At 64.1% G+C, this 24690-nt stretch carries 22 protein-coding genes; 5 read left to right on the plus strand and 17 right to left on the minus strand.

Going from position 1 to position 24690, the window contains the following annotated elements:
• Positions 1 to 9: 9 nt before the first annotated feature.
• Complete coding sequence (locus ACFC0O_RS17775; protein ID WP_375959017.1) at positions 10 to 429, plus strand: DUF4440 domain-containing protein; 420 nt, start codon at positions 10 to 12, stop codon at positions 427 to 429.
• Here ACFC0O_RS17775 and ACFC0O_RS17780 read toward each other — a convergent pair whose 3' ends face one another.
• Positions 430 to 6615 (minus strand): amino acid adenylation domain-containing protein, encoded by a 6186-nt coding sequence (locus ACFC0O_RS17780; RefSeq protein ID WP_375959019.1) that lies wholly within the window; start codon positions 6613 to 6615, stop codon positions 430 to 432.
• Positions 6616 to 6853: 238 nt separating this feature from the next.
• Between ACFC0O_RS17780 and ACFC0O_RS17785 the strand changes: the two genes are divergently transcribed.
• Positions 6854 to 9238, plus strand: a complete 2385-nt coding sequence (locus tag ACFC0O_RS17785) for an ATP-binding cassette domain-containing protein (RefSeq protein WP_375959021.1) — start codon at positions 6854 to 6856, stop codon at positions 9236 to 9238.
• On the opposite strand, the gene ACFC0O_RS17790 is transcribed toward ACFC0O_RS17785, so the two are convergent.
• On the minus strand, positions 9216 to 9491 hold the full coding sequence (locus ACFC0O_RS17790) for a hypothetical protein (RefSeq protein WP_375959023.1): 276 nt from the start codon (positions 9489 to 9491) through the stop codon (positions 9216 to 9218). The genes ACFC0O_RS17785 and ACFC0O_RS17790 overlap by 23 nt on opposite strands.
• Before the next feature lie 175 nt (positions 9492 to 9666).
• Between ACFC0O_RS17790 and ACFC0O_RS17795 the strand changes: the two genes are divergently transcribed.
• Entirely contained in the window at positions 9667 to 9924 is a 258-nt protein-coding gene (locus ACFC0O_RS17795) for a hypothetical protein (protein WP_375959025.1), read from the plus strand.
• A 12-nt stretch (positions 9925 to 9936) separates the two neighbouring features.
• Here ACFC0O_RS17795 and ACFC0O_RS17800 read toward each other — a convergent pair whose 3' ends face one another.
• Both ACFC0O_RS17800 and ACFC0O_RS17805 read right to left on the minus strand, forming a co-directional pair.
• Positions 9937 to 10482, minus strand: coding sequence for a hypothetical protein (locus ACFC0O_RS17800; RefSeq protein WP_375959027.1), 546 nt, complete (start codon positions 10480 to 10482; stop codon positions 9937 to 9939).
• Between the two features lie 34 nt (positions 10483 to 10516).
• On the minus strand, positions 10517 to 11053 hold the full coding sequence (locus ACFC0O_RS17805) for a helix-turn-helix domain-containing protein (protein ID WP_375959029.1): 537 nt from the start codon (positions 11051 to 11053) through the stop codon (positions 10517 to 10519).
• Between the two features lie 62 nt (positions 11054 to 11115).
• Here ACFC0O_RS17805 and ACFC0O_RS17810 point away from each other — a divergent pair, with 62 nt between their 5' ends.
• Positions 11116 to 11946: an alpha/beta fold hydrolase gene (locus ACFC0O_RS17810; protein WP_375959031.1), complete on the plus strand. Its 831-nt coding sequence runs from the start codon at positions 11116 to 11118 to the stop codon at positions 11944 to 11946.
• A gap of 2 nt (positions 11947 to 11948) precedes the next feature.
• Here the strand turns inward: ACFC0O_RS17810 and ACFC0O_RS17815 are convergent, their stop codons facing one another.
• Positions 11949 to 12914, minus strand: a complete 966-nt coding sequence (locus ACFC0O_RS17815) for a helix-turn-helix transcriptional regulator (RefSeq protein WP_375959033.1) — start codon at positions 12912 to 12914, stop codon at positions 11949 to 11951.
• Positions 12915 to 13038: 124 nt separating this feature from the next.
• Here ACFC0O_RS17815 and ACFC0O_RS17820 point away from each other — a divergent pair, with 124 nt between their 5' ends.
• Positions 13039 to 13434 (plus strand): RidA family protein, encoded by a 396-nt coding sequence (locus ACFC0O_RS17820; RefSeq protein ID WP_375959035.1) that lies wholly within the window; start codon positions 13039 to 13041, stop codon positions 13432 to 13434.
• Between the two features lie 546 nt (positions 13435 to 13980).
• On the opposite strand, the gene ACFC0O_RS17825 is transcribed toward ACFC0O_RS17820, so the two are convergent.
• The 12 genes from ACFC0O_RS17825 to ACFC0O_RS17880 all read right to left on the minus strand — a co-directional run bounded on the left by ACFC0O_RS17825 (position 13981) and on the right by ACFC0O_RS17880 (position 24667).
• The gene (locus ACFC0O_RS17825) at positions 13981 to 14220 is read right to left on the minus strand and encodes a hypothetical protein (RefSeq protein ID WP_375959037.1); all 240 of its coding nucleotides are present in this window, start codon (positions 14218 to 14220) and stop codon (positions 13981 to 13983) included.
• A gap of 748 nt (positions 14221 to 14968) precedes the next feature.
• Positions 14969 to 15475 (minus strand): hypothetical protein, encoded by a 507-nt coding sequence (locus ACFC0O_RS17830; protein ID WP_375959039.1) that lies wholly within the window; start codon positions 15473 to 15475, stop codon positions 14969 to 14971.
• A gap of 100 nt (positions 15476 to 15575) precedes the next feature.
• Entirely contained in the window at positions 15576 to 18428 is a 2853-nt protein-coding gene (locus ACFC0O_RS17835) for a hypothetical protein (RefSeq protein ID WP_375959041.1), read from the minus strand.
• Between the two features lie 171 nt (positions 18429 to 18599).
• Positions 18600 to 19100, minus strand: coding sequence for a hypothetical protein (locus ACFC0O_RS17840; protein ID WP_375959043.1), 501 nt, complete (start codon positions 19098 to 19100; stop codon positions 18600 to 18602).
• Positions 19101 to 19146: 46 nt separating this feature from the next.
• The gene (locus ACFC0O_RS17845) at positions 19147 to 19497 is read right to left on the minus strand and encodes a hypothetical protein (RefSeq protein ID WP_375959045.1); all 351 of its coding nucleotides are present in this window, start codon (positions 19495 to 19497) and stop codon (positions 19147 to 19149) included.
• A 76-nt stretch (positions 19498 to 19573) separates the two neighbouring features.
• Positions 19574 to 19909, minus strand: a complete 336-nt coding sequence (locus ACFC0O_RS17850) for a hypothetical protein (RefSeq protein ID WP_375959047.1) — start codon at positions 19907 to 19909, stop codon at positions 19574 to 19576.
• Positions 19906 to 20298, minus strand: coding sequence for a hypothetical protein (locus tag ACFC0O_RS17855; protein ID WP_375959049.1), 393 nt, complete (start codon positions 20296 to 20298; stop codon positions 19906 to 19908). The genes ACFC0O_RS17850 and ACFC0O_RS17855 overlap by 4 nt, the downstream gene beginning before the upstream one ends.
• Positions 20298 to 20594 (minus strand): hypothetical protein, encoded by a 297-nt coding sequence (locus ACFC0O_RS17860; RefSeq protein WP_375959051.1) that lies wholly within the window; start codon positions 20592 to 20594, stop codon positions 20298 to 20300. The genes ACFC0O_RS17855 and ACFC0O_RS17860 overlap by 1 nt, the downstream gene beginning before the upstream one ends.
• Entirely contained in the window at positions 20591 to 21421 is an 831-nt protein-coding gene (locus ACFC0O_RS17865; RefSeq protein ID WP_375959053.1) for a glycoside hydrolase family 25 protein, read from the minus strand. Before ACFC0O_RS17865 ends, ACFC0O_RS17860 begins: the two co-directional genes overlap by 4 nt.
• Before the next feature lie 26 nt (positions 21422 to 21447).
• Positions 21448 to 22872, minus strand: coding sequence for a hypothetical protein (locus ACFC0O_RS17870; protein WP_375959055.1), 1425 nt, complete (start codon positions 22870 to 22872; stop codon positions 21448 to 21450).
• Positions 22873 to 22898: 26 nt separating this feature from the next.
• The gene (locus ACFC0O_RS17875; RefSeq protein WP_375959057.1) at positions 22899 to 24239 is read right to left on the minus strand and encodes a hypothetical protein; all 1341 of its coding nucleotides are present in this window, start codon (positions 24237 to 24239) and stop codon (positions 22899 to 22901) included.
• Entirely contained in the window at positions 24236 to 24667 is a 432-nt protein-coding gene (locus ACFC0O_RS17880; RefSeq protein ID WP_375959059.1) for a DUF2744 domain-containing protein, read from the minus strand. The genes ACFC0O_RS17875 and ACFC0O_RS17880 overlap by 4 nt, the downstream gene beginning before the upstream one ends.
• Positions 24668 to 24690 lie beyond the last annotated feature (23 nt).

The raw sequence follows: 24690 nt of genomic DNA on the forward strand, positions 1-24690 counted from the left end.
GCTCGCATCATGGAACTCCCGGCCTCCGAACCCGATCGCCACACCGCAGCCGACCTGCTCGATGTCCTCGCCGAGCTGGAATGCCGGGAGCCGATCTTCCACCATCCCGAATTCGGCACGTCGCGTGAAGACTTCGAGCGGGCCACGGCACCGGACTTTTGGGAGACCGGCGCATCGGGACAGCGATACAGTAGGGAATTCGTGTGGGCCACCCTCGAACAGCGGCGGCTGGCAACCGAGCAGGGTCGCCCCGAGGAGGATCCGTGGGAGACCAGCGACTTCCAATTGCGCGAAATCGCCTCGGACACTTATCTACTCACCTACACCCTGCGACAGGATGATCGGCTTACCCGACGCCTGACCGTCTGGAAGCGGACCGCGAATGACTGGACGATCCTCTACCACCAGGGGACGGTGGTCGCGTCCTAGTCAGCAGGCTTCCTTGGCGGCCTGTTCGCGGGTTGCGGGGTCTGCCATCGGCAGGAGCGGTTCGGCGGCGGGGTGCGGGAAGAAGCCGACGTCGATGAGGAAGTCGAAGTAGCGCGCGAGGGTCTGGGAATCGACTGCGGGGCAACGGATATCGGTGTGCCCCGGGTGACGGTCGGTGCGGGCGCGCGGTGCTGCGGCGTAGTTGATGCTCAAAGCCGCTGCGCGAGAGAGGGTGTCATCGCCCTCGGCGGCGCGGTGTTCGGCGAGATCGGTCAGGGCCGCGCCGAAGCGGGCCGGATCGACGATCCGCATGCGATAGCCGCGCCGGCGCACCTCATCCATGATCATCCGAACCGAGACGGCATGGCGTGGGATCAGCTCGAGGGGAGTCGTCGCGGCGCGTGGCCGCCCCGATCGCACGATGGCGGCGGCCACGTGATCGACCGGAACCATCTCTACCGCACCGGCACCCAGATCCGGTGCCTGCCCGACAAGCAGCATGGCGCGCAGCATCGTCCACCAGGCGTCGTCGGTCGCAGTCGCACCGGTACGGGAATCTCCGGTGATCAGCCCGGGCCGGTAGATGGTGGTGGGAATGCCGCGCCGCGCACCGGCGCGGACCAGTTCTTCGGCGATCCACTTGGTCAGCACATAGCCGGGCACACCCGGTGTCGGACCGGAATGCGGCGGCGGACCAGCGGGGATGGAGCTCGTGGACACATAGTGAATCGGTTTAACCCTGCCGTATGCGGCCAAGCGGAGCACCTCGGCGGTGCCGGTGACATTCGCGGATCGCATTCGGGCATACGGTTCGAGATGATTGACCTGGGCACCGTTGTGGTAGATCACGTCCAGCCGCCGGGACAGGTCGTCGAAGCGCTCGGGATCCAATCCGAGGCGCGGTTGGGCGAGATCGCCTGGCACGGCAACGATTCGAGCGCCGTGCGCGGCTACATCGATCCGATAGCGCCGGGCACTCGCAACGATGCGGGCATGGGCGGTGTCGGAGTCAGCGGCGCGGACCAGGCAGTAGATGGTGGCTCTGGTCCGGTCGAGCAGTTCGCGCAGTAGAAAAGCGCCCAGGAATCCGGTCGCGCCGGTCAGCAGGATCGCCTCGGGATCACCCGGGCGCGGGGGCGCGCTGCCGACGGTGGTGATCGCCGCGTCCAGCACAGCGTCTGCCCGTAGATCCGGTTCCATTGCGGCCGAGGGTGTCTCACCCCGCAACGCCGCGGCCAGCTCGCCGACCCGTGGGTAGGTGAACAGGTCGCGCAGCGCGACGGGGGCGTCGAGCCGCTCGGCCAGTGTCGCGCGGCATCGGATCGCCGAGAGCGACGTCCCGCCGAGGGTGAAGAAGTCGTCGTCCCGCCCGACCTTGTCGATGCCCAGCACCGTGGCGAACACCTCGGCGACGAGCTGTTCGTCGGCTGTTCGCGGGGCGCGATATTCGCGGACCGGCAGCTGCGGATCGGGCAGGGCCGCGCGATCCACCTTCCCGGTCGGCCCCAGCGGGAATTCATCGAGCACGGTCAGATGCGAGGGAATCATGTAGCCCGGCAACCGCTTCCGCGCCGTCGCGAGGATCGCCGGGAGATCCGGCGTCGCCCCGGACGCGGTACGCAGGTACCCGACCAGCTGCTCGGCGCGCACGATCACCACCGCACCGGTCACCGCCGGATGCGCGCACAGCACGGCCTCGACCTCGCCCGGCTCGATGCGCTGCCCACGCAGCTTCACCTGGAAGTCGGTGCGCCCCAGATATTTCAGCTCGCCATCCGCGGTCCGGGTGACCAGATCGCCGGTACGGTACATTCGCGTGCCCGCGGGACCGTACGGATGGGCGACGAAACGCTCTGCGGTGCGAGCGTTCTCACCGACATACCCCCGGGCCAGCTGCGCACCCGCCAGATACAGCTCACCGGGTGTGCCCGGCGGGACCTCGTGCAATCGTTCGTCGAGCACCAAGGTCGAGCAATTCCAGTGCGGACGCCCGATCGGCACCCCACCGTCGCGGATATCGGTCACGTCGGCGGCGGTGATCGACACCGTGGCCTCGGTCGGCCCGTACAGATTGTGCAACCGGGCCGTAGTCGCGGCGGTGAACCGGGTGATGGTCGCCTCCGGCAGCGGCTCGCCACCCACCCACACCGCGCGCAGTGTCGACAGGGTCCGGGCCGGGACCGACTCGAGCAATGCCTGGAGCATCGCCGGTACGGTGGTGATCGTCGTCACCCCGTGCCGCACAATGGTTTCCGCGAGGTAGACGGGATCGCGACGGCCTTCGGTGGAGGCGATCACCAGGTGCGCACCGACACCGAGCGGTGCGAAATAGCCGATGAGCGAGGCATCGAAGGTCGAGGGCACCACCTGCAGGAACGCGTCGGTGGCGTTCAGCTGATACTCCGCGGCCATGAACGCGGCCTGGTTGCCGATGGCCCGATGCGTGACACCCACCCCTTTGGGGCGTCCGGTCGACCCGGAGGTGAAGATGATGTAGGCCAGGTCATCCTCGCGCAGGGGGCGCAGTCGCTCGGCATCGACCACCGGAGCATCCGAAACGTCTTCCAGCGCACCGGAGTTCACCAACTCGTCCGCGTAGAACACCGGCCGGTCACCGACGTCGACCGGATGGTCGGCGGTGGTAAGCACGCACATCGGGTCAGCGGTTTCGAGCAGGTCGAGCACGCGGGCGGCGGGCTGATCGGGGTCGATCGGCACGTACGCGGCACCGGCCTGCACGATTGCGTACATACCCAGCACCCGTTCCAGTGCCGGTCGTACCGCCAGCGCGACGGTCTCGCCGGGTCCCACTCCGGCGCGGATCAGCATGCGCGCCAGTCGATTCACTCGCCGGGACAGTTCGCCGTAGGACAGCGATCGATCGTCGCAGGTCACGGCTGTCGCGTGCGGTTCCCGGTGCGCCTGTGTGGTGAAACCGTCCAGCAGCAGTCGCGGCGGCATCGGAACATCAAGTCCCGCTGCCGATTGCCGCACTGCGCGCCGCTCGGAGTCCTTGAGCAGGAGGGGTAGATCCCCGACAGGCCGGTGTGGTGCGGCGGCCGCGGCCGCGAGCAGGGCGGTCAGTCGTCGCCCGAGCGCGGCGATCGTCGTTTCGTCGAACAGATCGGTCGCGTAGCGCCACGAGCAGTGCAACCCGGCCGGACCACCGGAATCCCGTTGCGGGACAACCGACAGGTACAGATCGAGCAGAGTGGCGTTATCGCCGAGGTCGACCGATTCGATGGTCAGCCCGGGCAACCGCAGCGTTCCGCCTTCGAAGTTCTGGAACGACAGCGCCACCTGGTACAGCGGATGGTGCGCCTGCGATCGAGGCGGATCGAGCTCGGCCACCAACTGCTCGAACGGTAGGTCCGCGTGTGCGAACGCACCCAGGTCGGTCTCGCGCACACGGGCGAGCAGCTGCGCGAAGGTGTCGGAACCGGCTGTGCGAGTGCGCAATACGAGGGTGTTGACGAACATGCCGACCAGATCGTCGAGGCGCTGATCACCGCGTCCGGCCACCGGTGCACCGATCACGACGTCGTTGGTGCGGGACAGGCGGGTCAGCAGCACCGCCAGTGCCGCGTGCACCACCATGAACAGCGATGCGCCGTGATCACGCGCGAGCTGCTCGAGAGCGCGGTGCAGATGCGCGTCCAGCTCGAAGCGATGGGCCGCGCCGCGATTGCTCGCGACCAGTGGGCGCGGGCGATCCGAGGGCAGGTCGAGCAACGGCGGTGCAGCGGCCAGTGCGTCGCGCCAATATCCGAGCTGCGTCGCCAGCGGCGACTCCGGATCGGTTGCCGCACCGAGTGATTCCCGCTGCCAGAGCGCGAAGTCGGCGTACTGGACCGGCAGCGGCGTCCAGGTCGGCGCACCGCCGTGCAGGCGAGCGCCGTAGGCGGTCATCAGATCACGAGTCAGCGGGGCCAGCGAGAAGCCGTCGGCCGCGATGTGGTGGATGACCACCGCCAGCACGAACTCGCCCTCGGCGACGCGGTACAGGCGAGCGCGCAACGGTACTTCCCGGACAACATCGAATCCCTTGCCCGCCAACGCCGTCAGCTCCGCCGCCACGCCCGCACTCGCCACCTCGACCGGTGTGAGGTCCATCGGGACCTGCGATGCGGGCACGATGTGCTGATATCCGGCACCGTCGTGTTCGGGATACACCGTACGCAGCACCTCATGCCGCTCGAGCACATCGCGCATCGCCGATTCCATTGCGGCCGTACTCAATTCACCGGTCAAGCGCAGGGCCACCGGAATATTGTGTGCGGGCGAATCCGGGTCCAGGCGCGCCAGGAACCACATGCGCTGCTGCGGGATGGACAGCGGCGTTCGCTCATCCCGCTCGTGCGCGGTCAGCGGCAGCTGCGGCGCGGTCCCGGCCAGACCGTCGACTGCGGCCGCCAGCGTCGCCACGGTGGGATGGTCGAATACCAGCGGTACCGCCACCCGGACAGGTGCGGCCGTGCGCAGCCGGGCCACCAATCGTGTTGCCAGCAGCGAATTTCCGCCCAGCTCGAAGAAGTCGTCATCGGCGCCTACCCGAACCGCGCCCAAGAGGTCGGCGAAGATCTCGGCAATGATCTGCTCGGTGCCCGGGCGCGGCTCGCGATAGGACCGCGCGGCGATGAGCGGGTCTGGCAGGGCCGCGCGATCCAGTTTGCCGCTGGGCGTCAATGGAATCGCGTCGATGACCATGATCGCGGCGGGGACGGCGTGGCGGGGAAGACTGCGGCGGGCGCGAGCGATCAACTCGGCGGTGTCGATCACCATTCCTGGCGCGGGCACCACGTACGAGACCAGGGCATCGTCACCGCTCGGAGCCCGGTGCACCGAAGTCGTTGCGAAGGAGACGGATTCGTCCGCGGCCAGTACCGCATCGACTTCTCCCGACTCCACCCGGAATCCGCGGATCGCGAGCTGTGCATCGCTGCGGCCCAGGAAGAGCAATGCGGGAGTGCCCGCGATCCGCCGTACGACATCGCCTGTGCGGTAGATGCGCTCGCCGCTGCCGTTCGGGTGAGCGAGGAATTGTGCGGCGGTCAGGCCGGGCCGATCATGATAGCCCCGAGCCAGTCCGGGTCCGGCCACGTACAGCTCGCCGATGCCGCCGTCGGGGGTCGGGCACAATTTCGCGTCGAGCACCAGAGCCGTCATCCCCGCGATGGGGCCGCCGATGGTGACGGTATCCCCGGTGGTCAACGGTTCGCTGATGGTGACCGCGACGGTGGTTTCGGTGGGGCCGTACAGATTGAAGAAATCCCGGCCCGGAGACCAGCGGGCGACCAACTCCGGCGGACAGTCTTCCCCGCCCACGACCACCGTGCCCAATTCGGGCAGATTCGCCGGATCGAGACCGGCCAGTGCCGCCGGGGTGATGAACGCGTGGCTCACCCGGCCCGTGCGCAGCACCTCGACCAGGTCGGCTCCGCCGTAGCAATCGGCGGGTGCGATCACCATCGTCGCGCTCGCGCCGACCGCGAGCAGCAATTCCAGGACACTGGCATCGAAACTCGGGGAGGCGAAGTGCAATGTCCGGGACTCGTCCCGCACGCCGAAGCGCCGAACCTGCTCGGCACACAGCGCGGCCAAGCCCGCGTGCGTGACGGATACGCCCTTGGGAGTCCCGGTCGAGCCGGAAGTGTAGATCAGGTAGGCGATATCGCCGAGGTGGATTCGACGTATCCGCTCGGCGAAAAGGAAAGACTCCCCTGACGTCCGCGACAATTCTTCCGTATAGGAAGGCGAGTCGAGATCGATCCATTCGAGTGCGTCACCGAGTCGCGGGCGTATTTCCGAATTCGTCAGCCCGTAAACGGCTTTCGAATCGGCGAGCATATACGCCACCCGCGGCGGCGGATAGTTCGGATCGATCGGCACGAAGGCCGCGCCCGTCTTCGCGACAGACCACACCGCGACGACCGCTTCGATCGAGCGCGGCAGGGCCAGCACGACTCGATCGTCGGGGCCCAAGCCCCTGGCGATCAGCGTCCGCGCGACTCGCGTAGACCACTGATCCAGCTCCGCGTATGTCAGTGTCCGCGAGCCGGACACCAGTGCCGGGCCGTCGGGATTGCATTCCACCGCGGTTGCCAGCAGTTGAGGAAGCGTACGAACCCGCGCGCTGCGATCACGCGGCTTCCGGGACCGGCGGGCTGCTCGAATTTCGGCAGTCACCGACTATCTCCACCTTTGATCTGGATATTCACATCATATCGATACTATCACGACGGGTTTTATCGAAATTGTTGCCCTATTCTCAGGCATCCCGTCATTAATAGCACTGCACCAACATAAACATCCATTTTTCAGAATTCTGTCGCATTTGCGACAACGCAGGAATGATCGGATCCGGCCGACATCGATCCGGAGCGCCGCGAGCACGCCCGCGGCGAGCTGGGTAGCGTTTGCTGCCATGAGGTCGCCCGAGGTCGATCCGTATGTCCGGGTACGCGGTGCACGCGTGCACAATCTGCGCAGGGTGGATGTCGTGCTGCCGCGCGATGCGTTGGTGGCGTTCACCGGGGTCTCCGGGTCGGGGAAGTCGTCGCTGGCGTTCGGCACGCTGTACGCCGATTCGCAGCGGCGGTATCTGGAATCGGTAGCGCCCTATGCGCGGCGGCTGTTGCAGCAAGTCGAGACGCCCGATGTCGACGAGGTGACCGGGCTGCCGCCCGCGGTGGCGCTGGGACAGCGGCGGGCGGTGCCGTCGTCGCGGTCGAGCGTGGGCACCGTGACAGCCATGTCGAACTATCTGCGGATGCTGCTGTCGCGGGCGGGACGGTATCCCGACGGGGCAGCGCATCTGGATTCGAATGCGTTCTCGCCCAACACCGTTGAGGGTGCGTGCCCGCAGTGTCACGGGATGGGAACGCTGTACGAGGCGACCGAGAAATCGATGGTGCCGGATCCCGGGCTGAGCATTCGGGACGGCGCGGTCGCGTCTTGGCCGGGTGCCTGGCATGGGAAGAATCTGCGGGACATTCTCGCGACGCTCGGGTATGACATCGATATTCCATGGCGGGATCTGCCCGCCGAGGCGCGGCAGTGGATTCTGTTCACCGAGGAACGGCCGGTGGTGACGGTGCGGCCTCAGCGTGAAGCAGGGCGCATTCAGCGATCCTATGAAGGCATCTATACGAGCGCGAAAAACCTTGTGCTGCGGGCTTTCTCCGAATCCAAGAGTGAGGCGCGGCGCAAGAGCGCGGCGCAGTTCCTGACTACGCGGACTTGTCCGCTGTGCCATGGGGAACGGCTGCGGCCCGAGGCGCTGGCGGTGACCTTTGCCGGTCGCACCATCACCGAATTGGCTAGCCTGCCGCTGGCCGAGTTGGCGGAGGTATTGCGGCCGCACGCCTCGGGTGATGATGCTGCGGCGGTGCTGAGCCGGGATCTGATCGCCCGCATCGAGGTGCCGGTTGAACTCGGGCTCGGCTACCTGAGCATGTCTCGCGAAAGCCCGACCCTGTCCGGCGGCGAGCTCCAGCGTCTGCGGCTCGGAACCCAGTTGCGCTCAGGGCTGTTCGGCGTGGTCTATGTGCTCGACGAACCATCGGCTGGACTGCATCCGGCCGACACAGCAGCACTGACCTCGGTGCTGATGCGCCTGCGCGACTCGGGGAACAGCGTCTTTCTGGTCGAGCACGATATGGACGTGGTGCGCCAGGCGGACTGGATCGTCGACGTGGGTCCGGGCGCGGGAACAGCGGGCGGGCACGTGCTCTACAGCGGACCACTGGACGCACTGCACGACGTCCAGGACTCAGCCACTCGGCGCTATCTGTTCCCGGATTCGATTGAACCCCAGCACATCCCACGCAAGCCCACCGGTGCGCTGAAACTGCGCAATCTCACCGAACACAATCTGCATGGGCTCGATGTCGAGCTGCCGCTGGGCGTCCTCACCGTCATCACCGGCGTCTCCGGTTCCGGCAAATCGACGCTCCTGCACGCGATTTCCAGGCAGGCAACCTCCGAGTCGACTATCGACCGGGTCGTCGAAGTCGATCAGCAGCCGATCGGCCGCACACCCCGCTCGAACCTGGCCACCTACACGGGCCTGTTCGACACGGTGCGAAAGCTGTTCGCCGCCACCCCCGCAGCCAAACAGCGCCACTACGGCGCAGGCCGATTCTCCTTCAATGTCGCGGGCGGCCGCTGCGAAACCTGCCAGGGCGAAGGCTATGTCACCGTCGAACTCCTCTTCCTCCCCAGCACCTACACCCCCTGCCCCACCTGCCACGGCGCCCGCTACAACCCCGAAACCCTCGAAATCACCTACCGCGACAACAACATCGCCCAGGTCCTCGACCTCACCGTCGACGAAGCCACCGACTTCCTCTCCGACACCCCCGCCGCCCACCGCGCCCTCACCACCCTGCAACAGGTGGGCCTCGGCTACCTCCGCCTCGGCCAGCCCGCCACCGAACTCTCCGGCGGCGAAGCCCAACGCGTCAAACTCGCCTCCGAACTCCAACGCACCAAACGCGCCGCCACCCTCTACCTACTCGACGAACCCACCACCGGCCTCCACCCCGCCGACACCGAAGTCCTCGTCCGCCAACTACATTCACTGGTCGACGCAGGCGCGACGGTCATCATCGCCGAACACGACATGACCGTAGCCGCCCAATCCGACCACATCATCGACATGGGCCCCGGCGGCGGCCAGGACGGCGGCCAAGTAGTCGCCCAAGGCACCCCTGCCAAAGTCGCACGTTCCCCACGCAGCCGAACCGCCCCCTACCTCTCAGCAGCCCTCGCACGTCGCGCCCCACTCACAACGCCCGCCCAAGCTTGAACACCCCCGCCCCACCCGCACGCAACGTCCAAACCCGTTCGGGCATATCAGTCCCCGCAGCCGTCCGATACGACTCAACCCGCAACACCCCACCTCCACCCGCATCCTCGAGCACCTCACCCCGCGCCACCGACCCATCCGAGAACTCGATCTCGTACTCATCGGCATCCCGATCAGGCCGCAACTCCAGCCCAGCGAACAGATGCGAATATCCAACCTCGATACGCCCCGCCACCCCGATGTCATCGCCCATAACCGCAGCGTATGACGCCGCAACGGCCGGAACTCCCTGCGACACTCACGAAGTCGCAACCGATCGAAGCCGAGGTGGAACAACCCTTAGGTAATCCCCGGCAGTCCAATAGAATTCCCGACGCGCGCATTGACGGGCGTACAACTCTATCGGTACGAGCGGTGGGAGTACACCGATGACTTATCCACTCGACCCCACCACCCCGAATGAAGTGAACGACCTGTTGGGTCGCTTGAACTTCACCGACCTCGAGGTCGAGCTGTCCGTCGAGCTGGGACAGGATGCCGATCCCGCACTCGAGCCGCGCACTGTGCAGATGTCCGACGATATGGATCGTCGTGTCGCTGCTCGCGCGGTCAGGCTCGGGCTATCGAAGTCCGCGTACATCCGTTCTCTCATCGAACGCGACCTCGCTCGACCGCGCGACGCTTGACCTGAGGTGCGCTCAGCCGTACCAGCCTTCGGGTGGGGGAACAGCACGCTCCCAGGTCTTTTCGAACTCTGCCGCGGTGATCTCGTGGGCCGCCAGGTCTGGGTCCCACAGGTCGATGGGCGGGTTCAAGGGGAAGTCGTCGAGGCCGGTTCGGACCGATTCTCCGGTGTCGCGGACCTCCACCTGGCGAGTGCGGTAGCCGTCGATGATCTCGGTGAAGTAGTGGGCTGCCGCAATGTCTTCCGCCTCATCCCAGCGTTGGCGGGTGTACAGCACGGCTCGGTCGGCCAGCGCTCCGAAGCCGGGGCGGGTGCGTTGGGCGTCTCGTTGTTCACGAAGATCCTGTAGGCCCGGCGGGCTGGGCTCATCGATGTCGACCTCGGTCAGATCGCGCGTGAACGCCTCCGAGAATCGTGTCGTATCCTCGATAACCTTTGTCTCCGCGAATGTTTCAGCGATCTCGCGGGTTGAGCGGGCGTGAATCCACCACCACAGGCCGCCCATTCCGTAGTCGTGGCACACCAGGAAACGGCGCTTGGGAATCTCATCGGCGGTCACGGCCACCGAGCATAGGTCGACACGGCGAATGCCTTCAGTTCGGCGTCGATGGTTCCTCGCCTGGGAACAGGATCGGGCTGATCAAGTACGGTCGTCGGCCCGGTTCGGGTTCGTTTGCGGCGAGTGGGGCCACGATGTCGCGGAAGCCGGTGAGCATGGTGTCGAGTTCGTCGGGGGTGAGCCAGAGGGTGCCCTGGCGGTAGCCGACCGAGTCGGCGATCGGGTTCGCGTCGGGGCGGTCGAGGTAGGCGTTGAATTCGGCGATCAGGACGGCCATGGCGGCGGCGAATCCTTGGCGGTGGTCTTCGACGGTCATCGGGGCGTCGGAGGGGACGGCTGGGCGGTCGGGGCGTAGGCGGTATGAGCGCTCGACGGCGCCGCGCACGCGGCGCTCATCGCCGATTTCGAGCATTCCGCCCTCGGTCAACAGGCCGAGGTGCCGATAGACGCTGGTGCGGGGCACATCGGGGAGGCGCTCGCACAGCTCGCCCGCGGTGCGCAATCGGCCGCCGGCCAGTGCGTGGATGAGGCGCAATCGCACCGGGTGCAGCAGCAGCTCTGTCGGGTCCATATCGCAACTATCCCATTCCTGGTACCGTTCCCAAAGTTGGGATCGATTGGGAGGAAGCCGCCATGCGGGATACGCCTGGGCGCCGAATGACAGTGCACGGCAACGACATCTACTTCGAAGAGGCCGGGGGCGGGGGAACGTGGGTGGTGTTCGAGTCCGGCGCCGGGGCCGGGCGCACCCTCTGGGATCGGGTCGTGCCGCTATTGCGGAACGACGCGCGCACCGTCGTTTACGACCGAGCGGGACGCGGCCGCAGCGCCGCCCCCGCCGCGCCTCAAAGCATCGACGATATGGCCGCCACCCTGGTGGCGTTGGTCGAGGCGCTCGCACCGGACCGGCTGATTCTGGTGGGGCACAGTATGGGCGGGCTGATCGTGCGCCGCGCGGCGGAAACGCTGTCCCCGGCCGGGCTCGTCCTGCTCGACCCGACACCGGAAAACGCTCCCACGTACGACATTTGGGCTCCGACTGCGAAGAAGACGGATCGCATCCTCGCCGTACAGCAGGCGCTGAGCCACTACCCGCCGCTCATGCGACTCCTGACCCGCTCCTACGGACGCAAATTCCCCGCCGACACCTACGCCACCATGCTGTCGGAGGATTTCACCCCCGCCGACCTCGCCCGCACCCGGCATGAGATCGCGGCCGTCGCGGCGGCGATCGACGAATTCCGCAGCCGCCCACCACAACCCCCGAAATCCGGCATCACCGTCCTGTCCTCGACCAGTGCCGCGCGCTATCAGGCCCGCAATCTCGACACCCTGCGCGAATATCAGCGCCGATACGCCGAACAGGTCGGCGCGCATTTCGAGGATGCCGACTGCCAGCACATCATCCCCGCCGAACAACCCGAGCAGGTCGCGGCCGCGATTGCCCGACTGGTGAATTCGTAGCGTCAGGGCCCGTATCGTGCGGCGACAGCCAGAGCGCGTTGGCGCAGCGCGGTGCGGAGTTCATCAGGGCTCAGGACCTCCACGGCGGTATCGAGTTGCCAGATCGCCCAAATCGCATGTCGCAGATCCTCGAATGTCACTTCGAGGCGAACCCAGCCGTCTGGTTCGGGGTGCTCCGCGCGGACACTGCGGGTGGTGTTGAGCAGCTCTTCTCGGCGGGTGGACTTGACCCTGACCAGGACCGGGATGTGGTCCTCGGAGAGGAAGCGTGCGCTTCGGTCGGCCCAGATCCGGTCGAGGTCCACCTGGGCGGGGCGCTCCGCGGGCTCGGAAAGCTTCTCCGCGAACAACATTCGCGACAACCGATAGGTGCGATCCTCCCCGGACTTCGTCGCCAGCAGGTACGTGCGGTCTCGGACGGTCACTAGTCCGAGTGGATCGACGGTGTGCCAGCGCGGCGTCTTGTCGGGTGCGCCGTACTCGAAGCGGAGTTTGTGTCCGGCGAGTACCGCGTGCCGCACCTCGTCCATCACCCCGGTCGCCACTTGCTCTGTGCCTGCCCGCCGCGAAAGCAGGTCGGTCTCCGGCTCGACCAGGAACCGTTTGGCGGCATCGTCGAGGGTGGCTCGATGGCCTTCGGGCAGCGCGTCGACCACCTTGCGCATCGCCGAGGCGAGGGCCGAGCTGAGCCCGAAAGCCTTTTCGCCCCGGCCTGATCCGGCGGTGAGCAAGGCGAGTGCCTCGTGGTGGTTCAGTCCGGTCAGTTCGGTGCGAAAGCCGGGAAGCAGCGAGAAGCCGCCGTGCCGGCCACGGTCGGCGTAGACCGGCACGCCCGCCGTGGACAGCGCTTCGATATCGCGCAGCACGGTGCGAACGGACACTTCCAGCTCGGTGGCCAGCTGATCCGCGGTCATCCGGCCGCGCTGGCGCAGTAGCAGTACCAGCGAGACCAACCTATCGGCGCGCACAGCTTCGATTCTCTCCGGAAAACATGACACAGGATGTCATGTATCGCTGGAAATCTCTTCTCTCGAGCGTCGACGACGGTGGCCATCGGGCCCCGGGCGCTCGAGCGCAACGATTGGAGTGGCAATGGAACGCACGGCAGTCAACCCGGTGACCTGGTCGCAGGAGATGGGCTTCAACCAGGGCGAGATCGTTTCCGGAGAGTCACGGACGCTGTACATCTCGGGGCAGACCGCGATGAGCAAGGACGGCCGCCCTGAGCACGAGGGCGATATGGCGGCACAGCTCGAACTGGCCGTGGAGAACCTCGAAGCGGTGCTCAGCGAGGCGGGGATGTCGCTGGCGAACCTCGTTCGCCTGAATGTCTATACCACCGACATCGACGCGCTGTTCCCGCACTACGGCGTCCTCGCCGGACGACTTGGAGCCGCAGGCGTCGCGCCCACGACCACGATGCTCGGGGTGACGCGCCTCGCTATCCCCGGCCAGCTGGTCGAGCTCGAAGGAACGGCCGTCGCATAGGCCCGCGGTCACCGGCCTTGCCGTCCGTGGCTAGTGCACCCAACTTTAGGTTGAGTGCACTAACCAAACAGGAGTTGCCGCACGTCGACCGCCGCCACCAGTCAAGCTTCACTGTAAAGAAGGGTAGTAATCCATATCGTTCCACTCGCGATCGAAAGCCTCGAGTATCCACTCATACCGCCTGGCACCACGCAGGTTGCGCGAACCGCTGGAGGCTGCCGTCAGTCGCGCTTCAACCTCTTGTCGCAGCCACCGCCACCTATACCGATGCGCGAAGTACCGAAGCACCTCCGCACCAGCGGGACATGCTCCGGGTTCCAACGCCCAAAGTAGGGCAGAATTCACGGCAGTCAGATCATGAGCCGTGTCGATCAGCCGAGAAAATTCTGCGAGAAGCGGATCCGCAGGCAGCGTCGACTGCTCAGCCAAAATACGCTCACCAATCGTCCGGAGACCTTCTCGCAGATTCGACTCTGAACCAGCAATATCCATTTTCTCCTCCAGGCAGCGGATCAACGAATCAAAACAAATCAGCGCGCCGGGTATCTATGTCGCGGCGCTGGCCGGCAGGCGCCACCACCAATGCGAGGCAGGCACATGATTTGGAATCAGGATTTCAAGTAACGGATCGACCTCGCTCGCCCCCGTCATCAAGATTTCGTCCATTTCGTCGATTAGGCTACGGTACTCGTCGGTGAAAATATTAGAGGATCCAGGATAGTCGTCAAAAAGAAGCTGAACCGCCGTGCGGCGGATACAGGCCTGGTCCCTTCCATCGATCGACACGCGTATGGCAGCCCCTATGGAGTCGTCGATTTATCGACGCAAACTACGAGGATTACTCCCAACCAAATCGACTACGACAGACTTGAGCTCGTCGATATTCTCACCGGAAACTCGAGGGCTGCATTCACTTACATGAACCTCAAGCAGTTCGCTCATGGCGCTTGCGAATACCGCATTGCGCAAGCCTAAACCATCAAGTGCCGCCGAATCGGCGTATAGTAGCGATCGCTCGAGTTGACCAATTACAGCACCTATCGACTCTACCAGCGACGGACCGTCCATCACGATCACAACCTTCCGAGAGCGCCGAGCTCTTCTATCGCCCATCGGCTTGGAGAAGTTCGCATGAAGTCCGCTACATACTTCCGTGCCGCCGTTTGATCGATGCTTCCCAGCGTCGCGATCATACCCGCGCGATCTGGATCCTCAACTGCCTTGATCACGCTCTCGTATCCAGCCGAGGACCCACCTGGCGAGCGCACAGCGCGCTAGCAGACTGCATTCTTCGGAGGAACGAAACCTGACGGTCAAACTAATTCTCCTGATTCCGAGGGGAACCAAGTCCAGTGGTGTCGCACCCGCTGTCTCCAAGTAGGACATTCAGGACACAATAGACATTTTCCTGATGTAACACATTCATCAATGTTGATGCTGAGTCTATTCGAGGGAATACTGTCTGGCATCACGGAGATCGTACGCAACGCTGGACACTCTGCCAGTCAAAGTCGTACAGAATTAATGGCCGCTATCACTGACCGATGGAGCTTGCCGAAGTCCAGGTAGCATGACGCCACCACCAATGGCTCGCGGGCACCCAAGCAGGAATCATCGATTCAGGGATAGCCTCTGTGAGAGGACCGCGCTCGCGCATGAATTCGTCCATTTCATCGAGGTAGCCGCGATCCTCGTCATCGAAGATTTCGAGCATACCTGGATATTCGTCGAGAAGGAACTGGATTACCGAGCGTTTCATGCTGGGCTCGAGCCACCCATGCTCGGAGGACTGTAGCGCTGAATCAAGAGCGAAACTAACGTAAGTCCAGAGATTATCTTCATTCAGCTTCATCAGTTCGACAATTCTGGAACGAAAAGCAATTAGATCCAGGTCCTCGGCGTGTCCATCATCGGACAATATTTCCTGAACCTCGAGCAGGATGTACATTCCATCCGAAAAAGCCTCGTAATTCCTAGTGACCGAACCAGTTGGATCCACAACCGGCGAAGACTTCGAAAATGACAGGATAGCCGAATCCATGCACTGCTTTAGCCCTCCGGAGCTACCAATCACAGTAATTACACCTTTCAGTCGATAGATTGCCGATGCCTGGATCGCGAACCTGATACTGCTAATAATACTAGACGATATGCATCCCCGCCGTCCAGGTCGCGAAGGCTTCAGCCGTATATGGATGCGAGGAAATCTTGTCATTCTGCGCGATATTTATCGTGAGAGGTCGATCGTCCGTCCCGGCAATTCTTCCACTTTTAAGTTCAGTAGCCGCGATGCCGACCGTTGCGTCGTGATGCAGATTCAGTGTGCTGAGAATATTTGCAACAAGGCCACCGCCCTGCAGAGATTGCGACTGAGGCCCGTTGGCTTTGTGCTCATCCTGTTGTGCGGCGCCTGAATTCGCCAATCCACTCAGAAGAAACGGCAGTGGAATCGAGCCTGACGGGCTGAACCCATCCCGGAGAACATGCTGCCAATCTTGCATACCCTGCGGAGAATATCCCGAAAGGTTCAACGTAGTTGACGTCAAATCTGACGGCAAAGGAGGAATATGATAGGTTGGAGCCAGTTTTCCGCCAGGTTCGATCTTTACCGCTTTGGCGCCACCATACGAAGCTATCGATGTCTTTCCGGTGTAGGGATTGAATTCTACAATCGACTCCGTGGTGACTATTTTTCCGTCGACGAGTTTTGTGCGATGAAAAACATATTTCAATGCACCATACGGTTCCTGGGAAACTCCGACTAACCTGCCGTACTTAATTGTCGCTTCAGCACTGTTCTGATATGCAACGATATCCGGTGCCCCTCTAGTCGATTCGGGCGTTGGCATCTCCCGCCAATGCTTCCTGGCGTGGTACGCGCTAGAGTCCCAGTCGTCGAATCCCAGGTTCTTTAGATTTTGAATGGCTTTGACTCGCTCGCCGTCAACCAGGAATGGATTAACGAATTGCGATCCCCGGCCGCTTCGGCTGACCGCTCCTCTATCAAGCGCTAGCTGAGTATCTAGCGTTCCGGTATCAATGAGATTTTTCAATCTACTGGCAGCAACGGCATCTCTCTCGGATTTATTGACATAATCAACACCCTTGATGAGCGATTCTCGAATATCGTCATACGCAACTTTGTAATACTCGTACAGATTCGCGAAGTTGACAGGATTCCCTTTTTCGCTATTCTCGTACGCCCAGCGCAATGCGTCATCTCTAACGCCACCGAGGATGGCGTTCTTTCCATATTTTGCCGTTGAGCCAACGACTTCGAGTGCGCGATCTTTAGCATAACTTCCATCCGAAAAACCATCGAACAGAGCCTGCCCCAGGGATTCTTTACCGTCGTTGCCCAGTTTGAATGCGTTGAGAATCTCGGATGCGTCGGCCATATCCTTGATTTTGGCCGGGCTCTTTTGACGGACCGGAAACCGCTCGTCCAGATCCAGCGGCGAGCCGTCTCCCTCTGCACGCACCGAGCCCGAGCCCCGCAGATTCGCCTCGCTATCTCCACGACCCCCGTGGCCGCCTCTAGCAGCGGACGAGTCGAGCGATTCGGAGAGAAGATCGCGCTCAGCTTCGGCTCCGGCGCCTGGTCTAGGTTTGTTCCAGGGCTGCGGCTCGGTAAGGCCCGGTCGTATCGCGCTAGGTTGATACAATGTCGGCTGGGGACCGCCATCCCACGGGTGGTAAAGCGGACTCCCACTGCTGTCTCCCTTTCCGCCTCGCGCAACGCCCCCGAGGCCCGTGATTTCGGGACCGATTTCGGGAGCGAGCTTGTCTCCCACACGGGCCATCCCCTTGCCGAGTTTGCCCAGAATAGCCACATCTGCGCCGGGGACCAGCGTGATTATCGCGGTCGCTCCGCCCAAGGCTGCTTGGCCCCAGTCGTGATTTTCGACGCCTTCCCGTAGGTCATTGAGACCTGTTACATCACCGAGCCAGTTGCGGAAGTCTGACTCTGTGAATTTGTGATCAGGGTTGTACGGAGTGTTGTCGGGCGTGTATTGCTTGCGTGGGTCGAGGCCGTAGGACCTGGTGGTGTTCTGTAGATCCTTGGTTTGCGCTGGAGTAAGAAGTGGTGTGCCGGTTTGTTCGAGGCGATGCTGGGCGTCTACGGATTCCTGCCAGAACGCTCTTTGCGCGTCGGCGGGGGTCAGGCCCTTTTCGAGGATGAGTCGCCGAACTTCGGCCTGGCGGATCGGATCGTCGACGGGCAGGTAGCGGCGCTGATTAATGATTTGGTCGTCGTCTTGGTCCTGTTTGGTGTAGGAGTACTTCGCGAGTCGCTCTTGCGCGTCGTGGCGGAGTTGTTCGCTGCGTGCATCCAGCGCCCCCGTGGTGCCGGCCAAGCTCAAGTCGTTGGCAAGTTGGGCCGGGCTGTACCCAAGACCGGGCAGAACGGTGGCACCATCGGTGGTTTTCGCCAGACCGGCCTGGTTCCAATGCGCGTTCAGACGGTTGGCGGCTGCGGCCTGGGCGCCAGCGTCCGAGTTGTACGGCACCACCAACTGGCCATTGACCAGGGCGAGGTCGCGATCTCGTTGCTGAGGTGTGTAGGAATCATCGGTCTTGAATAGACCAGCCTGTTGCTGATGGGTATACATCAGTCCCGGACTTGTCACGACTGGTTCGGCCAGGCCGGGAACGGTTGCCGTCGTCTTGTTTCCGATCAACCCGTTCGGTAGGTCGACCTGCTCGTCTTTGATGGTCATCCCACTGGGCAGGTTCAAGGTCTGACCATCTTTGGGCGGGTTACGGACCAGCGCATCGAGGTCTTCTATGCCGCCGACCGGAGCTGGCTGCTGAGGCTGAGGATTAGTGCCAGGCAGAAGCAATCCGGCTAGCTCCTGCTGCTTCGGAGTAAGCGTGCTCGCGGCCGGCGGCGTGGTATTCGGTTTGGAGGGCTGAGTGGGTGCAGGTGCGACACGCGGCTTGCCTTCGCTCTCGGCGATTGACGGACCTTGAACTGGCGGTTGTGGTGCCACGGCATCTTCCTCGGAATTCGATGAAAACGGCCGCTCCATTGCGCGGAGCGACCGAGGAACAGAAGCAGTGCCTCGCCTGATCGAGGGGGTCGGCACGATATGCCGAAAGGGCCGTGCTCGACCTCTGAGGGGTCGAGCACGGCCCTTTCGAGAGCGGTCGGTGACGCCTCGCTAGCGGACGACGACTGCCGCTGTTGTTGTGCCGAGCGCGTAGAACGCCGGCTGCGCGGACAGATTGGGGGTCACCACGGCCGACAGGCCGCCTGCGCCGCCCAAAACGGCGTTACTTGCCGCAGCAGTGCCTGTGGCACCGAGCAAGGCGGAGACCACGGCCTTGCCGCCGGCGCCGATCACGATCTTGGCTGTGGCGGTTGCGGCGTTGCCGAGGGCGAGTGGGGTGGGTTGGGAGGGTTTGGTTGTGACAGTGAATTGGCCTGTGCCCGTCGTGGGGGCGGGGGCCGTTGACGTCGGTTTGAAGGGGACGGCGGGGGTGGCGGTGGCGGTGAAGGCGGCGTAGACGAACGCTGGGATTACCGGGACCCGAGTGCCGTCGGTGAGGGTGATCGGGGGCGCCGGGACCGTGACTTTGGTGAGGGGCGGCGCTGGGATCGGGGTGCAGAAGGTTGGTGGCGCGGGCGCGGGCGACGCGATCACCTGTAGGGGTGCTGGCATGACGCCCTCCGGTTCAGTTGGGGGTGAACACGTTTGGTGGAGGGGGTTAGCTCATGCTGAAGGTGGGGGTGATCAGCAGGGTGCCCTGGGCGCCGAGGGTGGTGGGGGCGATGGCGACCTTGTCGATGAAGGTGCCGCCGGTGGCGGCGCTCCACAGGCCGGCGTAGGCGTAGGTGCCCGCGGGGAGGTTGATGGTGACCTGGCTGCCGGTGATCTGGCCGTTGGCGGGGGCGGCCCAGGTGGTGGCGACGCGGGCGTACGCGGGCGAACCGCCGGATGCCTCGTTCGCGCCGGTGACGCCCGGATCGGTGGAGTGGACCGAAACGTAGACCGTGGGGGCGATGCCCGCGTATGCGGCGCACAGGACGTTCTTGGTGGAGGTTACTGCGATGGCCATGACGGCTCCTTCATTGTTGTTGGGGGGAAACGATGATTCGCCGAAACCCGGGATGGGAACGGCAGTGGAACCGGAGCTAGGTCCGGATGATGGTGCCCTCGTACCAGGCGTAGGTGGTCGCGGGAGTGGTGGTGTACGTGACGAGCATCGTGTAACGCGAGTTCGTCGGAATCGCATCGCAGGTCGCGGCGGGCACGGCCCAAGTCGCGGCTGTCGGGGTAACGGTTGCGGGCCACGTGCCCAACGACGCACCACCGGAGGTAGTGAGCACGATGGATACCGTTGTGCCGGTGGGGAATACCGCGCCGCCGGACGGCTGAATAGTCTGCACGAAGCTGGCGCCCGTGGTGAGTTTCAGCGGTTCGATCGTCGGCTGGTAGCCCAGGAAACCGGGGTCGATCGGTGTGGTCATAGGAGTCCTCTGCTGTGTTCGACCTCGTCCATCAGTTCCTTGGACAGGTTCAGTTCCGGGATGCGGCCGTGCTGGGCCGCTTCGATTACGCCGCGCAGGACCGCCAATGCCTCCCGGAACAGGCCGGTAACCCGGTCCAGCTCCTGAATGGACGCTTCCTGCGCGACCTCGACCGCGTCGAGGCGCAGGGTGACGAGACGCAGCTCGTCCGCGACCCGCGAAAGGGTCGCCAGGGCAATGTCGTTCACCTGTTTGGCCGCCGACATCTCCGCGTGCAGGGTTTCGGCGGGCTCTCGCTTGCGCGCCCGCAACCACGAATAGAACCCCGTGGCTCCCGAGCCGCCGAGAAAGGTCGCCGCGCCCATGACCGTGGTCTCGACGAGCGGCATCAGGTGGCTCCGGACACCGACGGGGCTTCGTCCGGATGCTCCACCGCGTCGCTGATCGAGGTGACCAGCTCGGCGGCGGCATCGGCGGCGGCCTCGATGACGGGTTCGTTCTTTACGATCCAGACATTGACGGTGCGCAGCAGTTCGAGCGCGGTGAGCAGGCCGGCGCCCAGCCCGGCGATATGCGCGGGCGCGTAGTGCAGCATGGCCGCCGAGGCAGCAAGCACGCTGACGATTCCGCCGATCACGGACACCACTGCCTTGGAATTGCGCGCCACGAACGCGCCCGCGTTCACGCGGCCGCCTTGGATTCGGAGCCTTGCGCGGCAACAAGATCCGCCACGGCGTCGACCAGCGTGCGGTTCGCACCCTGGGCGTCGGCGCCGAGCTGTGGCCAGCCCCGGCCCTCGGGCCCGCGCAGCTGGTCCCAGATCTCGCAGACCTTGTGATAGAGGTCGGTCTGCTGCTCCTCACTCAGAGCCATGAAGTCTCCCTTGGTAGTAGATGTGGTCAGCCCGAGGAGCTGACGCAGTTCATCGGCTGTGCCACGAAATGCGTTGGCGTCCACGTGATGTCCGGCGACGAATGCGGAGTCGGTGAACTGCAGCAGATCGACTGTCCGGTCGCCGAAGCCGTTCCAGTTCGGCGAGACATCCCCGGGATACAGTTCGGCCGCGTACCCGACGCCGCTGACATAGCTGGACTGGATCAGCCCCGGCACCCGCGAGAGGTCGGGGCGGCCGATCTGCTGCCAGTACCAGCGCGGGATATACGACAGGCTGATCCGATGCCCGCGATCGTTCACCGCGTTGACGAAGTCCCAAAAGGTCGACATATCACCGGAATTGGCCTCGAAGTCGACCATGGCGGGAGCATCACCGAGATGTTCGAGGAACAGTTCGGCCTGCGCCTGCACGTCGCAGTCGGCGCGCAGATAGTGGTAGCCCGCGAGCAAGAGTCCATTCGCTCGCGCAGCATCGCGGTAGGCTGGCCAGGTGGCGTCGACGAAGTAGTCGCCTTCGGTGACCTTCGCGAATACGAAGCCGAATCCCTCGCTCGCCACCTCGGTCAGGTCGATGTCCGCGCCGTTGTTGTTGGATATGTCGATACCGAAAATAGTCATGACGAAACCCCCAGTGCGCGAATTGATTACGCGCGATTGATCAGGGCCCCGTCGAAGTAGGTATATGGGCCGACGAGGCCGTTGTTCGCATTGATGGCGTAGCCGGGCGCGACGATCGCGCCTGCCGGAAGAAAGACCACAAACGAGGCCGCGGTGCTCTGCGCGTACCCATAGTCGTTGGTGACATAGACCGGGTTGCCGTCGCCATCCGTGCCGTTCTGTGTTGTCTCCGAGCGGATCTGATTCGTCTTCGGGCCGGTGCGCAGCTGCGCCCAGGAGCCTCCGGCGCTCGGAGTCCACCACAGATCGGCGCGGAGTTCGCTGTCCCTGCCGGAGTAGTACAGCCCAACGTTGATGCGGTACCAGCCCGCGACAGGCACTTGAATCTGGCCCGGCCCTTGGCCGTACACGGACACGCCCGACAGTTGACGAACCGTATCGAAGGTGCCCGCGGCGACCGCGCGAGAACCCGATGACTGCGTCGCGCCGGTCGTGCTCAGGCGCACCAGCGCCCACCCGTACCCGGTGACCGGCACCTTGGTGAGATCGGCGGCGGCGATTCCCGCGATGGCGAACGTGAAGTAGCCGAACAAGCCCGACCAGTAGTAGCCACTGCTGAATCCGACCGATCGATTGGCCGCACCAACCGGTGACACCTTCGCGCTATCGGTGTAGCCCAGCACGGGCACACCGTTCACCAGCACCTGGTAACCGGCTCCGACAGCTTGCAGGATCACAGTGTCACCGGTGTTCACGGTCGTGGCGACAGCGACCCACTGCGTGTACTTCGTGGTGGCACCGGTGCGTGTGCCGTATCCGATGCTGACGCTGTTGGATTTGACGCCCGCGAAGACGAAGGTCGACAGGTCTGCGGCCGCCCGGACATACAGTCCCAGAGCGACATTGGACGCCTGATTCGCCCGTCCCATCACCGCGGACATCGATTGGTCGTCGGTCAGCAGCATGGTCTTGGATAGTGCGACCACGTCACCGGTGTTCTGATCGCCCTGCTGATTGAGCTGAACCTGCCCACTGACAATGGTCAGGTCCGCGATCGGTCCGGTCTTGAATGTCGAATACCCAGTTCCGAGTGCAGTGCGTTCGAAGTCGTCGGACAACGTGGTACCGCCGGTCTGCTGACCCGTCTGCCGGTTTGCCAGACTCGCGATGAGTGCGGCATTGGCGGTCGATGCCACCTGCGCGTTCCGCACGGTCGAACTCGCATCGCTGGACTGGGATTTCGCTGCGACAGCGGCGCTTTGGGCCTTGTCGGTGGTGTCCTGCCAATTGGTGCTGGCGTTGGCCACTCCCCCGAAGGATCCGGTAATGCTACGCACGATCGAGTCGCGGGCGCCCTCCCAGGTGACCTTCTGAAGGTTCGAGACGCCGTTGCCGGCACCCGCCCCACCGACATAGGCACCGGGCGGGACCGAGCGGTCAGGTGATGTCACTGCGTGCCTCCTTGGGATATCGCATATCAGTAGCTCAGGAGCGCGCCGTCGAAGTAAGTGTTCGGCCCGGCGAATCCCGCGTTCGCGGGAAGGGTGTAGCCGGGTGCCACGACGGCTCCCTGTCCCAGGAAAACGGTGAACGCGGCACCGACGGTATTGACGCTGGTGTCGGTAGGTGTGCGGGCACCGACCCGCAGCAGTGTCCAGGTACCGCCTACTTGCGGGGCTGTCCACAGGTTGGCTCGAGCCTGAGAAGTGGTGCCGGACAATGAGAATCCGACATTGATCGCGTACCAACCAGCCTTCTGCACCTGCACCTGGCCCCGCCCCAGATCTGTCACAGTGACATTGTTCAGCGGGCGCGGCGAATCAAATGTGTTGGCGGCGAGCATGTTCTCGCCGGCAGGCTCTGTGATCGCAGTCGTGCTGACCCGGTACAGACCCCAACCGGTCCCTACCACCGGTGGCGATGACAGGTCCGCAGCCGCCAGTGCGGCGATGGCAAACGAGAAGTACGGGAACAGACCCGACCAGTAGTACTGGCAACCGAACCCGAACGACCTGTTGTTCGCCGAAACGGGTGAGACGACGGCGGTGTCCGCGTATCCGACCATCGGCGCGCCATTGACAAGCACCTGATAGTTCTTGCCGACGGCCTCAATGGTGACGGTATCGCCGGTGTTGACGGTGGCTTGCGCCGACGCCCAGTCGTTGTAGACGGTGGTGGCGCCGCTACGGGTGCCGTAGCCCAGGTACACACTGCCCGAGAACACTCGGGCGTACACGAATGTCGACAGATCCGCCGCCGCTCGAACGATGATCTTCGCGCTGGCGTTGTAGGACTCCTGGGACCGGCCGACCACGACCGACACCCGCTGATCGTCGGTGCGTGTGACGGTCTTCGACAGTGCGACAACGTCTCCGGTGTTGTTGTCCCCGGACCTGTTCAGCTGCACCTGTCCGTCGACGATCACCAGATCCGCCACCGGGCCGGTCTTGAACGTGCTGTAGTCGGTACCGAGTGCGGGACGGCCGAAGACATCGGAAAATGCGGCGCCGCCGGTGGTTTGGCCAGTCTGGTTGGCACTCAGTTCGATGAGAGCCGCCGAGTTGGCCGCGGCGGTGTTCTGCACGGCCTGTGCCGCCGACTGTGCCTGCGAAGCCCCGGTCTGAGCCTGGTTGGCAACCGAAAGCGCCTGTTTCGTAGCGGAATTCAGATTGCCGCCTGCCGCGCTGACGCCCTGGAAGGAACCCAGGACGGTGGACATGATCGAAGCCTGCGCCGAGGCCCAGGTGACCTTTTGCAGATTGCGGATCGACCCCCCGGTATACGCGCCGGAGGGGACCGACTTGTCGGGGCTTGTCATCGCTCGCTCTCGGCGGACTCCACCCCGGAGCCGACCCGGGCATGGTTCAAGTCGAGATCGCGCGGATCGACCAGGTGCTTGAGTTCACCGGATTCGCGCAACTGCTCCACCAGGTGTGCGCGCTCGTCCGTGGTCAACTGAGCGACATCGGGCGCGGTGGTCTCGGGCGGCCGCGGGGTGCCCTTGTCCGCCCACTGCCCGGCACCGTTGAGCCAGTGTGTGACACCACGGGCAGGCGGGTGGTACTCCTTGGACTGGTGCTCGGGGTAGTGACGGAAACCCAAGTCCCACAAATGCTTCGACCACTTGCGTAGCACGTCGGGGTGCACCAGCAGCGGCGAATTGCGCGGGCCCGGCAGGCCCACCAGCGCCCAGATGAACGCATCACTGGGGTTGTCGGGGTCGCAGTCCTCATGCAGAGGAATCATGATTATCTCCGGCGGTAGAAACG

Origin of the sequence: Nocardia sp. NPDC056100 (genome assembly GCF_042266325.1) — a bacterium.
GTDB lineage: Bacteria > Actinomycetota > Actinomycetes > Mycobacteriales > Mycobacteriaceae > Nocardia.